The following is a 12,843-nucleotide window of genomic DNA, read 5'->3' on the forward strand; positions in this document are numbered from 1 at the left end:
AATATTTCCCTTCAATATGAAATATTATTTTATAGAAACTTATTTTAAAGGTGGTCATGTGAAAAAAGCTGTTCTAATCATATTCATTATATTTATATCACTAATTGTCATAATAAGCGGTAAAATTACTTTTATTGATGGAAATAGCGTTTTTAAAGAAACATTTTTAAATAAAAAATTTACTAATCTGTATATCTTCGTCGATATAACTGAAAATAAAATGTATCTTATATCAGAGGGAAAGGTTGTAAAAACTTATCCTGTTTCCTCAGGAAAGTATAAAACTCCATCCCCTATCGGAACCTGGACAATAACAAGTAAGGCAAGATGGGGCGAAGGATTTGGAGGTTATTGGATGGGTTTCAATGTCCCTTGGGGTATGTATGGAATCCATGGAACTGATGAACCTTGGTCCATAGGTCGTCCCCTCTCCCATGGATGCATACGTATGTTTAATAGGGATGTCGCAGAACTTTATAGAATTACTCCAATTGGAACAAAAGTTACAATTTACGGCGGCCCCTTTGGCCCCTTTGGAAGCGGATTTAGGGTTTTAAAACCAGGTGATAGAGGTTCCGATGTTTATGTAATCCAAAAAAAATTAAAGGAATTAGGGTTTTACAATGGCTATGTAAATGGTATTTATAATGAAAGCACAAAACATGCCATTCATAGTTTTCAACGAAAACATGGGCTTTCTGTTTCAGATTATATCGGCATATCCTTTTATAGCAAGCTTGGAATTTATCTGTTTGATTAGTCCCCAATTGACTTAATCCTTCAATTGGGGAACTTATTTTATATCTATAAATTTTAATTCACCTAAAAAATTTTCATGATTTTTAGATTTTACTAACACACATAAAATATTGTTATTATATGAAAGTAAAGATATGTAATTTTCTTTAGGTAGTAAGGTAATTTTTTTATTTTTTAAATCAATAAGTTTTATATTATCTCCATCCGCTTTTGATAATACAAATAACATATTGTCTTTAACATAAAAATCAATTACATTTTCAAGCAAAACCTCTTCTTTATAGTTTTTTAATTCTATTCTTATTAATTTGTTCCCTTTTAAGTGATAATTTATATAATATAAAAATCCATTATCTAATATTAACTTCCCTAAATTAAAGTCAGCTCCAAAGTCAACTGCATTTGTTTTTATTTTTTTTGCGACTTTGCCATAAAAATTCATAACTACCAAATTCAAATTGCTATCAATAAAATAAATATTTTCATCATTGGCCTGAAGGGCATAAACTTCTTCATCATATAATCTAGATATTGAATAGTTTTCTAAATCAATTTTATATATCCCCTTCTGCCCCCAAGTCAAAATCATGTTGTTTATAATAATTCTATTTTCAAATAATGCATTAGCGATATTAGCTTCAAAGGGAAGAGCTATCAAATCCCTTCCATTCCATATTTTCCTTAATTCATTTTTATAGTCATAATAAAATATTTTGTCATTTAAGATGAAAAAATTTAGATATTTTTTAAATACCTTGTTTTGACTTACCTTGTCTACTCTTTTATTTTGAAGGTCAAACCTATATAAATAATTATCTTTGCTATTTATAAAGAAAATGCTGTCACCATATTTAATAAATCCCATTTCATTTGAATCTTTAATTAATAAAGATTTATCTTTATAAATATTAAAATCATTTGTATCTATAAAATACTCTCCACCATCAAGATAATAAAATTCTGGATATAATAAATTAAAACTTTTCTTTGCATTAAGGTCATTTGTTTTATAAATAAAGAACATAAAAAAAGCAAGAATAAAAATTAATATCTTTTTAATCACTATCATCCCCTCTTCCATAATTTACTATTTAAAATACTTCTTTTTTAAATAAATAAATCCTTCAAAAATTAGTGTATATTCGTCCTTCAAATTCATGTATATTACAACACTAATCCATTTTATTCTTAATTTTTTGCCTTTAATATAAGTTTTATTCCTATTTTTTCCTATATTTCGCAAAATTATTTAACAAATCATAGCATAATATTTTACTTATTGCACACAATAATTTTGTAAAAATTTAATGGAGGTGTTAATATGGTAAATAGAAGCATTGCTTGTAATGTTCGTGACTGCAAATATCATGCACAAAACGAAAATTATTGCACCCTTAATGCAATCCAAGTTGTAAACCATACTACTCCTGCAACTACAAAGGAAAGCACAGACTGTGGCAGCTTTGAGAAAAAATAAAGGATCTGGCTTAGCCAGATCCTAAATATTATAAAAAAATGGGACAAGGAAAGGAACTAAAAAGGTTAGAATTGTGCCGGTCAAAAAAGCAATGACGACGGTCTCTTCATCTGTAAATTTTGAAATAACAGGCAAAGTTGTATCCATTGCTGTTGCCCCTGATGGTGCTATTGCAGTTATGTAGTTTATTTTGCTTGCTATAAAGCCTATGGATAAAACGGCTAAAAGTTCTCTAAAAACGTTACTTAAAAATGCAACTGTTCCAGCTTCTGCACCTGCTAAATTTGTCAAAATTACTGCTGATAGGCTATACCACCCAAAGCCTGCCGAAATAGCCAAAGCTAAATTTGTCTGTAATTTAAAAATTAATCCTACGATCAAACCTCCAAACAAGCTACCAATAACTACAGCAAGAGGAACTAATAGTATTTTAACCCCCTTTTTCTTTATCTTTGTAAGGACCTCTTTATTCAATCCAATATCTACCCCTACCGAAAAAATCAAAAGATTAAGTGCTATAGTTGATATTTTATCAATATCTTTGAACATTTCCGGCGAAATGAAATTTCCAAAGGCTATTCCTAATGTTAAAGAAATTAAAATAATATAGACCATCTTTATTCCTCCCTTAAAAATTTTATATAAATAATATATACAGCAATCGCACTAAACAAAGCTGTAAAAAGGGCAAAGGAAAAAGATTTAATTCCAATAAGTTTAATATTTTTAACAATATTTTCATCGTTTCCGATCTTAATTCCCATAGTGAAAATAAGCAAAAATAATCCAGCTAATTGAAATTTTGAATTAAATTTAACTATTGTATCAGGCAGTTTTAAAAATGCACCTACCATAATTCCTAAAAATAAACTTAAAAAAATTAAATACACACCCATCTCCCCTTTATTATTTAAAATTTAACTTATTTCAAATATATAATTTTCTTCCAAAGTTTTCAAGCTATTATTCTTAAATTGTAAATAATAAGTTCCCTTATCAAGTTCTAATAAATAAAAGCCCTGTCTTTCAATAACTTTTAATTCCCTTTCATCAGCATTTTTAATTGTCAATTTTATATCCTTTGGAAGTTGAAAAACCTTAAGCATTATTTTTTGTTTATATTCTACATCTATTTTAAATATATCAATATCCTCAATATAATCAATGCTTCCTGAAAAAAGCATATTCTTTTTTATTTTATAAGCCTTATCAAGAGTGTTATTGTATTCATACGAATCCATGTTTACTTTAATATCATCTTCCACTATTCCTTTATATCTCATAGGATAAAATTTTTTACCGTTTTGCCCCTTTTTGATTTCTTCATATGTTCTATAACTTACTACAGTTTTATCCTTACTTTTTAAACTATTACTATGCCTTGCCTCAAGAGTTATAATTCCCTCTTTATCATAACTTTCTTTTAAATAAATAAACGTGTGCTCACCTTCAGCATTAAAAATATCCATAGGTTTAATTTTTTTATGCTTATATATTTAAAATATCTTTTTAAAGTCTTTGTAGAAACCTTTTCAGGTAAATTATACACAGCTCCTACAAATCCTGAACAGTCAAGTCCGGCAGTTTTTGCCTTATAGCCTCCTTCTGTTAAAACATTGCCTGGGACATAATCCTTTTCTATAGCATCTTTAAAATTTTTAACATCAATCCTATCGCTAATATCAACTGAAATATATCCTCCCCAACAGTAGGGAATGCCAACAACAATTTTCCTCTCATTCCCTAAAAAATTAGGCAATTTGATATCATCACGATTAAACACTTTAGGTTGATATTCCCAAACAAAATTAATTATCTCCATCGCCCTTTTATACGCCTCTTGCCTTGTGACTTTTTTTACCTGAATCTTTTCCTTTTCAATTTTTAATAAAAAAAATATAAAAATTAATAAAAGTATTGCGATAACTAATCTAACAAACAATTTTCTATAAATCATCCTTTTTTTCCTCATATCTTCACCTAACAAAATTACTAATTTAAAAATATTACTTTAAACTATATTTTATGATAAAATCATAAAGAGAGGGGGAATTTTATGAATAATCTTGAAAATTTCATCCAATCCTTTGAAAATGTTTTGCCTTACCTAATTAAGTTCTTTGATGAAAAGGTTGCCTTTAATATCTCTGACAGAGAAAAATATCTTAAAGTTTATTATCTTGATAAACTAAACATATATGTTAAAGAAGGAGACCTTATATCAAAGGATGGTGCAGATTATGAAGCCATAAAAACAGGTAATGTAATAACTAAAGAAATTCCTAAAGAAATATTCGGCGAGCCAATTAAATGCATATCTGTCCCTATTAAAAACGATAGCAAAAATGTAATTGGTGTTTTGTCTATAATTAAAAGCACGAAAAAGCATGTTGAAATCCAGGAACTATCTAATAATTTAAATGATGCTTTGTCTCAAATTACTGAAGCGATAAGCAATATAGCCGTTGGAGTCCAAAACGTTTCTGAAGCCAATAGAAAAATTCAGCATACTATTCAAGAGGCCAATGAACAGGTAAAAAATACCGATGAAATTTTAAAATTTGTAAAAAACATTGCAGATCAAACAAATCTTTTGGGATTAAATGCTGCTATTGAAGCTGCAAGAGCTGGAGAGAGTGGAAAAGGATTTGGAGTAGTAGCTCAAGAGATAAGAAAACTTTCTACCTCCAGCAATGAATCAATTAAAAAAATAAATGAAATCCTTAAAAATATACAAAAATATGTTAACGATATAAGTTCCGATATAAACAAAACTAATATAGTTTTCCAAGATCAAGCAACTGCTCTTGAAGAAATTTTAGCAACTGTAGAGGAAATCTCTGCAACTGCTCAAGTTCTGTTTGAAATGACCAGCAAAAGATAAATGAGGCTGCAAAGCAGCCTCATTTAATTTGAACCTTCATAACCGCTTTCTTGTCTTTATAAACAGCTACGACTTCTCCTTTAATGCCCCTTTTCCCCTTAACTGTCAATACTCCGTTTTTTATTATTCCTATTTTACCATTAATCAAATATTTTATTTTATTGTTGTCAATTATATGGCTATTACCATATATATCATATCCAACGATGTTTAATCTATAACTTTTTCCATTAGATATAGTTAAATTGTCTTTGTCAAATTTAATTTTTGTTAAAGGAACTTCTTTATCTACAACCTCAACCGGAATATTTAAAACAGTTGAACCTACTTTTATGGTTAATGTCGTTAACCCAACGTTTCTTGCTTCAAAGCTCCAGTTTTTAAAGGATACGACATTAGGATCTTGGTTAGCAATTGAAATTTCTACATCTTTTAAGTTCGTTAAATTAAATATATTATTATAGCTTCCAAACGTAATATAACCCAAAATTTCTATATTTTGTTTGTTTCCCTTAGGTAAAACTATTTTATTTATCGGCTGGCCCTTCTTATCTTTTATTCCGAGATATTCAATTACTGGAACGCTTTTTATAGTTATACTATCGTTTATATATAACCTTGCAAAGCCTAAATATCCGCCATCTTCTAACTTAGCATATCTTTTACCCGATCCGTTTCCAGCTATTAAAAAGTCTACCCCATTTTCATTCCATTTTTTGAATATATGTTGATGACCGAAAATTACAAGAATATTTTTATCCTTATTTTTACTTTTATAATCAAAGATTATATCCTTTAAAAGTTTGTTATCCCTTTCAGGCATATTATAACCTTTGTTAATAAAATCCCTAGTCGGAACATGAGTAAGAATTATTATATTTTTTTTATTTGATATACTTAAGGCTCTCTTTAAAAATTCATATTGGGTTGGATCAGTGTTATATATTGAAGACATCTTTGAAGAATTTAATGTAATTATATTGGTATTCCCGTAGGAATAAAACTGAGTAGAGTCTCCAAAATTTATTAAAAGCTCGTTAGAGTTATTTAACGAATCGTGGTTCCCGGCTGTTATTATAAATGGCTTTGTTACCTTAGATAAAACTTCCTTTATTCCATCCCATTCTTCCTTTGTATCACCATCGACAATATCTCCTGCATGTAAAATAAGGTCCGGATTATCCTTACTTGAAGTTTCTATAAGCTCGTCTAAATAATACTTAGTATGTGTGTCAGCAAAGACATCAATAACTATATCCTTTTTGCTAATAACATTCATATCTTCAACCCAAAACTTTGAAACTACAACATCCGAAACATTGCCCTTTTGATCCCTTGCATAGATTGTAAGGGTATGTTCTCCATTTGACAATGGATTTTTAGGTAAGGCGAATCCATAGCCTGAAGTCTTATCGTAAAATACATTTTGCTGGATTGAATCAATAAAAAGGAATATATCATTTTGATTTACTCCCGTTTTATCGTCTAAAATATTAAATCCTATCCTCGGCATGTTAGTTCTAACCTTTGAAGAATTTAAAGGATATAAATTTGTAATTTTAGGGCCTTCTTTATCTTCTTCTAAAACAATATTAAAATTTCCTTCAAAACTAGTCTCGTTTCCCGCCTTATCTTTTAACTGAACATTTAAAATATGATTACCTTCAGCTAGCCCAATAAAATCAACATATATTTCCTTATGAATTTCATCATAAACTCCTTTATAGGCTTTTCCATCTATTTTAATATTTATTGAATTAGGATCAATTCCTGAAATATCATCGTTAACCCTTAATGTTAGTCTTCCATTAGTTGTATACATAGTTTTGGGCTTAAACTCTAGAACCTTTGGTGGAGTATAATCATTACCTTCATTATAAATAAACTTTAAATCATCTAAATAAATTGTAGATAATCCTTTCAATGATTTATCATCTTCTACAAATGATAAATTCATAAAGGTTAATGGAATAGATACATCTGGAATATCAGCTGTTAAAAATGTCCATTTTCCATTTTGAAGCTTTGTATTAAATGGAATTTTATAAACATTATCATTATTATCAACTAAATTTACATAAACTTTTGCATTTGTTCCCTCGCTATATGCCCAAACTGATATTTTTTTAGGTTTTACATGGGAAACATAAAGGTTAATTAAATCATTATTTTTTTCATCGTAAAATGTAGGATAAAGGTTGCTTGTTAAACTCTCCCTTCTATCCCATTCATTTAAGTCATAAGAAATCTTAAGGGCATACCTTCCATTTTTAACTTTTTGATCTGTAGTTTCTGCCTTTGAACTTAAAAGACCTTCAACAAAATATCTTGAACTTTCATTATGTTCAAAATCATCTATTATCATTTCATCAACGTCCACATATATGAGTGCCTTTGAAGCTTTATCCCCTATTTTTGCCACAACTTCTCCCTTCCCTTTTTGAAGGGCAGTAAAATTCCCTAACTTATCGATTTTACCTATGTTATTATTCACACTCCAGGATATTAATGATTCTGAAACAATAACATTTTTGCCATTTAATTTAGCTTCTACGCCAAATTTATTTTTTTGATTTATACTCATCCATAGATTGTTTTGAGATATTTTTAGTTCACTTATCTTATCAACCACATTAATATTTAAAATTGCCCTTTTCCCTTGGTATTCAGCAATTATTTTCCCTGTAATTGCTTTATTCCCTGCAATAAATATTCCATTAACTATTTTCCCTAAATCCTTATCAATTGTCCATTTTATATCAGCTTCCTTTAAATCAACCCTGTTATAATTAGTATCATATCCTAAAAGCTTTAAGGGATATTGAGAATTTTTATAAATATAAACATCATTTTCAGGGAAATATATATTATTTAACACATAACTCGGCCCAGAATTATCAACAAATAAAATTCCATTTGTTATGTTTCTTTCTCTACCATCCGATAACCTACTAACTACCTTTGAACTATCCTCCCATGGAAATTTAATGTTCATTTGTGTAGAGCCACCGCCATCTAAAACAACAGCATTTACAGCGCCTAAGTTTTTCATATATACTCCAAGTTCCTGATAAGTAGCTCCATCGCTTATATACCCATCTTTATTACCATAATCAACAATTACTGCAATTATCTTATTGTCATTAGTAATTCCTATAGCTGTTCTTGCTCTTTTTGAATTAACATGGGTAGGATTTGCTCCATTGTTTATTATCTCTTGAGAAGTTAATGCCTTACCATCCTTTACTATAAAAGCATACGTTCCTATCACATCTTTAATTGGTTTATCAAATTCCACTTTTATTTTAACTTTATCCCCAACCTTTAAATTATCCTTAACCCAATTAAACTTTTTGCCGTTGCTTGCAAGGACTATGCTGTCCTTTGGAATAATAATATCCTTCTTATTTACTCCTAAGTCTACTACAACTCCTTCATATTCTTTTCCAAGCTCAATTTGTGAAATCCCCTTTATAACAGTTAAAGCTCCGTTTTTATAGTAATCCTTAAAATCTACTTTTCTTTCATCGTTTAAAAGATTGTTTAATAAAATAATGGACTCTTTAAACTTTTCCCTATTAACGTTATCTATACTAATGCTTGCATTTGATTCTAATATTGTTAAGCTTGCCTGCATGTGAATATAATCTATAAATGGTATTCCTTCTTTTGTTAGCCCAAATACAGGATAGATGTTTTCTTCGCTTCTTGAAGAAAATCCAGTTAAAATGAATCCATCCCTTACCTGAGGGCCAGTGCTAAACCCCGAGGTCATCTCGAACATATCGGCATTAATACCTGCAACTACTTTTTTCCCCTTTATCTGCTCTCTTTCTATTTGATTAGTTAATGTGTCTGATTTTTTTACTTTATCTTCAGCTTTTGAAAAAACAAGTTCTATATTTTTATTGTTTAAGTCAGCATTTAAAATATATAAATTTTTTCTATCAGAATTTTGGATATATTTTCTTGTATATGTTATTCCCTTTGCTATCTCTGTTTTGTAAATTTCTGTTTCTGAATTTTTTGTTTTCGAGTAGGCAACATTAGATAAAAGAATTAATGTTGACAAAGCAATGCTTAAAATCCTTGAAGCCTTCTTCATATAATCACCCCAACACCTTTTAAAAATTAGACGCAATTATTAGTTTATTGTTCATTTTTCTATATTATACCACTAAATTTTTAAATCGTTAAATTTTTGATAATTTTCGACATAAATAGCTAATTAATATTTATTATTAATGAAAAATATATTATAATTTTTATATATAAACACTAAGAGGTGATCGCTTTGTTAGATGTAATTAAAAAAGCAGAAGAAACCCATAGTTTAAATAAAGATGAATTAGTTTTACTTTTAAAAGAGGATAAATTCGATAAAGAAATTTTTGAGGCTGCAGACAGAGTAAGAAAAAAATATGTTGGAGATGAAGTCCATTTAAGAGGTCTTATAGAATTTTCCAATATTTGTAAACAAAATTGTCTATACTGTGGATTAAGGAGAGATAATAAAAACGTAGAAAGATATAGGCTATCGGAAGAACAAATCATAAATTTTGCTAAAAATGCAAGAAATTTAGGATATAGGACAGTAGTTTTGCAATCCGGTGAAGATGATTATTTCAACGTCGATAGAATGACAAGAATATTAAGGGCAATAAAAGAACTTGATCTTGCAATTACCCTAAGTATAGGCGAAAAAAGTTATGAAGAATATAAGGCATATAAAGAAGCAGGGGCAAATAGGTATCTTCTTAGAATTGAAACTACTGATAAGGGACTTTACGAAAAGCTTGACCCTAATATGAGCCATGAAAATAGAAAAAGATGCCTTATGGATTTAAAAAAATTAGGCTATGAAGTTGGAACAGGATGCCTTGTGGGACTTCCTGGGCAAACATTAGAATCCCTTGCTGATGATATTTTGTTTTTTAAAGAAATAGATGCAGATATGATAGGTGTAGGGCCATTTATTCCAAACCCCGATACACCCCTTAAGGATGAAAAAGGGGGAACCTTTGAATTAAGCTTAAAGGTTATGGCTTTAACTAGGCTACTTTTACCCGATATAAATATTCCTGCAACTACAGCCATGGAAACTTTAAATAAAAACGGAAGATTAATAGCTCTTCAAAGCGGTGCTAATGTTGTAATGCCAAACGTTACGGAAGGAGAATATAGAAAACTTTATGCCCTTTACCCCGGTAAAATCTGTGTTAACGATACACCAGCCCACTGCTTTGGATGTATCTCAGGAAAAATCAATAGCATTGGAAGGCCGATATCCAAAGATTATGGATATAGAAAAAAGATTTTTGAAAAGGCTTAAAATTTCATATAATAAATATAAAGTAATTTTGAGGGGGCCTTTATATGACCCGGGCATATCAGGTTTTTATAGATTTTTTATTGATATTTGTTTTAATTTTAATTAACGGTTTTTTTGCTGCTTCTGAAATAGCAATTATTTCAGTTAATAGAAATAAGATTTCCATGCAGGCACAAGAAGGGGATAAAAAAGCCCTATTGATACAAAGACTTTTTAAAGAACCAAGTAAATTCCTTGCAACAATTCAGGTTGGTATAACATTAACAGGATTTCTCGCCAGTGCATCAGCAGCAGTCAGTATATCAACCTACTTTTCTCAATACTTAAAAAGATTAAATATCCCCTTTAGCGACCAAATTTCGCTATTACTTGTTACACTATTTATTTCATATATAACCCTTGTTTTAGGAGAACTTTTGCCAAAAAGACTTGCTCTTCAAAATCCTGAAAGAATTGCCTTTAGCATAATAGGAACAATAGTATTTATATCGAAGATAACAGCTCCATTTGTAAAGATATTAACATTATCAACAAACTTTTTTGCAAAGCTTTTTGGTGTTGGTGCAACCTATGAAGAGGAAAAGGTTACAGAGGATGAAATTAGAATGATGATTGACGTTGGAGAGGAAAATGGAGTTTTAAACGAGACTGAAAAAGAAATGATAGACGGTATATTTGAATTTGATGATACCTTAGCAAAGGAAGTTATGACTCCAAGAACAGCAGTTTTTGCAATAGATATTAACTCCCCATTGGAAGAAATAATCCATCAAATTATTGAAGAGCAGTATTCAAGAATTCCTGTTTATGATGGTGATATAGATAACATAGTCGGAATTCTTTATATGAAGGATTTATTTGTTGAAATGGCCTCAAAAAAATTAGATGAAATTTCAATTAAAGATCTTCTCCGCCCTGCATATTTTGTTCCAGACACTAAAAAGATAGATAGGCTCTTTAGAGAGCTTCAAGCCAGCAAAAACCATATGGCAATACTTATAGATGAATATGGAGGAGTTTCAGGTATAATTACTATTGAAGATTTGATTGAAGAAATTGTGGGAAATATTGCAGATGAATACGATGAAGATGTTAAGGATTTTCAAAAACTTGACAGCAATGTTTATATAGTCGATGGACTCGTTAGCATAGATGAAGTAAATGAAAAATTAAATCTTAAACTGCCAACTGAACATCACGATACAATTGGCGGTTTTGTTCTTAACCTTATTGGGAATATCCCTGAAACTGGTGAGAGCGTCCAATTTGAAAACATAACCTTCACTGTTGAAAAGATTGATGAAAAAAGAATTGAACAAATAAAAATTCACATAAATTAAGGTGCCGAATGGCACCTTAATTATTTCAACTTTTCTCTAAGTTTTTCGAGCATATCAACTGTCATTGAAGCAAGGTCATATTTGGGATTCCATCCCCATTCTTCCCTTGCAGCACTATCATCTAATGAGTCTGGCCATGATTCTGCAATTGATTGTCTAACTGGATCCACATTGTAATCCATTTCAAATTCAGGAATATGCTTTTTAATTTCAGCTGCAATATGTTCCGGAGCAAAGCTCATTGCTGTTATGTTGAAGGCATTTCTGTGCTTTAGTTTTGATGGGTCAGCTTCCATAAGCTGAACTATAGCCTCAAGGGCATCTGGCATATACATCATGTCCATATATGTTCCTTCTTTTATGTAGCATGTATATTTCTTATTCTTAATCGCTTCATAATATATATGAACTGCGTAATCTGTAGTTCCTCCACCTGGTAGGGTTTCGTAGGATATAAGTCCTGGATATCTTACCCCTCTTGTATCAACGCCATATTTTAAGAAATAATAGTCACAAAGGAGCTCTCCAGCAACCTTAGTTACACCATACATAGTAGTTGGTCTTTGAATTGTATCCTGTGGTGTTTTTTCCTTAGGAGTGTTTGGACCAAAGGCTGCAATTGAGCTTGGAGTAAATACTGCAAGCTTCATTTCCCTTGCGATTTCAAGAACATTATATAATCCGTTCATATTTACATTCCAAGCAAGGTCTGGCTTTGCTTCTCCTACTGCTGAAAGAATAGCTGCAAGATGGATTATAGTGTCAGGAGAGTATTTTTTAACTACTTCTGCAAGTTTTGTTGCATCAGTAACATCTACTACTTCAAATGGACCTGATTGTAATACTTTTTCTGGACCATTTGGATTCTTATCTGTCGCAATAACGTTACTATCCCCGTATAGTTTTCTAAGATACATAGTAAGTTCTGAACCAATCTGGCCTAAAGCTCCTGTTACAAGTATTTTCTTCATAAAAAATACCTCCAATAGTAATTTATTTTACACTTAAAATTATAGCATTATTATATTATTATTGCCATAATAATTTTTAA

At 30.1% G+C, this 12,843-nt stretch carries 12 protein-coding genes; 5 read left to right on the forward strand and 7 right to left on the reverse strand.

The window, feature by feature from the left end:
* Positions 1 to 16: 16 nt before the first annotated feature.
* Entirely contained in the window at positions 17 to 760 is a 744-nt protein-coding gene (locus tag CAAU_RS00150; RefSeq protein WP_051004347.1) for a L,D-transpeptidase family protein, read from the forward strand.
* A gap of 33 nt (positions 761 to 793) precedes the next feature.
* Here the strand turns inward: CAAU_RS00150 and CAAU_RS00155 are convergent, their stop codons facing one another.
* On the reverse strand, positions 794 to 1,822 hold the full coding sequence (locus CAAU_RS00155; protein WP_008907405.1) for a DUF5050 domain-containing protein: 1,029 nt from the start codon (positions 1,820 to 1,822) through the stop codon (positions 794 to 796).
* Between the two features lie 258 nt (positions 1,823 to 2,080).
* On the opposite strand from CAAU_RS00155, the gene CAAU_RS14075 reads away from it, so the two are divergent.
* Entirely contained in the window at positions 2,081 to 2,236 is a 156-nt protein-coding gene (locus CAAU_RS14075) for a DUF1540 domain-containing protein (protein ID WP_008907406.1), read from the forward strand.
* A 21-nt stretch (positions 2,237 to 2,257) separates the two neighbouring features.
* Here CAAU_RS14075 and CAAU_RS00160 read toward each other — a convergent pair whose 3' ends face one another.
* From CAAU_RS00160 to CAAU_RS00170, 4 genes are read right to left on the reverse strand one after another with little or no spacing between them, the layout of a single operon-like run.
* Complete coding sequence (locus tag CAAU_RS00160; protein WP_008907407.1) at positions 2,258 to 2,851, reverse strand: LysO family transporter; 594 nt, start codon at positions 2,849 to 2,851, stop codon at positions 2,258 to 2,260.
* Positions 2,852 to 2,853: 2 nt separating this feature from the next.
* Positions 2,854 to 3,126 (reverse strand): LysO family transporter, encoded by a 273-nt coding sequence (locus CAAU_RS00165; protein WP_008907408.1) that lies wholly within the window; start codon positions 3,124 to 3,126, stop codon positions 2,854 to 2,856.
* Positions 3,127 to 3,153: 27 nt separating this feature from the next.
* A complete protein-coding gene (locus CAAU_RS13760; protein ID WP_008907409.1) occupies positions 3,154 to 3,705 on the reverse strand; it encodes a hypothetical protein in 552 nt (183 codons plus the stop codon).
* Complete coding sequence (locus tag CAAU_RS00170; RefSeq protein ID WP_008907410.1) at positions 3,660 to 4,208, reverse strand: hypothetical protein; 549 nt, start codon at positions 4,206 to 4,208, stop codon at positions 3,660 to 3,662. Before CAAU_RS00170 ends, CAAU_RS13760 begins: the two co-directional genes overlap by 46 nt.
* Positions 4,209 to 4,292: 84 nt before the next feature.
* Between CAAU_RS00170 and CAAU_RS00175 the strand changes: the two genes are divergently transcribed.
* Entirely contained in the window at positions 4,293 to 5,120 is an 828-nt protein-coding gene (locus tag CAAU_RS00175; protein WP_008907411.1) for a methyl-accepting chemotaxis protein, read from the forward strand.
* 19 nt (positions 5,121 to 5,139) lie between these two features.
* Here the strand turns inward: CAAU_RS00175 and CAAU_RS00180 are convergent, their stop codons facing one another.
* Entirely contained in the window at positions 5,140 to 9,225 is a 4,086-nt protein-coding gene (locus CAAU_RS00180; protein WP_008907412.1) for a phosphodiester glycosidase family protein, read from the reverse strand.
* Positions 9,226 to 9,414: 189 nt separating this feature from the next.
* On the opposite strand from CAAU_RS00180, the gene hydE reads away from it, so the two are divergent.
* Positions 9,415 to 10,452 carry a [FeFe] hydrogenase H-cluster radical SAM maturase HydE gene (hydE, locus tag CAAU_RS00185; RefSeq protein ID WP_008907413.1) on the forward strand — a complete coding sequence of 346 codons (1,038 nt, stop codon included), beginning with the start codon at positions 9,415 to 9,417 and terminating at the stop codon, positions 10,450 to 10,452.
* Between the two features lie 44 nt (positions 10,453 to 10,496).
* The gene (locus CAAU_RS00190; RefSeq protein WP_008907414.1) at positions 10,497 to 11,792 is read left to right on the forward strand and encodes a hemolysin family protein; all 1,296 of its coding nucleotides are present in this window, start codon (positions 10,497 to 10,499) and stop codon (positions 11,790 to 11,792) included.
* Positions 11,793 to 11,812: 20 nt separating this feature from the next.
* On the opposite strand, the gene CAAU_RS00195 is transcribed toward CAAU_RS00190, so the two are convergent.
* A complete protein-coding gene (locus tag CAAU_RS00195; protein ID WP_008907415.1) occupies positions 11,813 to 12,763 on the reverse strand; it encodes an L-threonine 3-dehydrogenase in 951 nt (316 codons plus the stop codon).
* Positions 12,764 to 12,843: the final 80 nt, after the last annotated feature.

This window comes from Caloramator australicus RC3 (genome assembly GCF_000297115.1).
Taxonomy (GTDB): domain Bacteria; phylum Bacillota; class Clostridia; order Clostridiales; family Caloramatoraceae; genus Caloramator; species Caloramator australicus.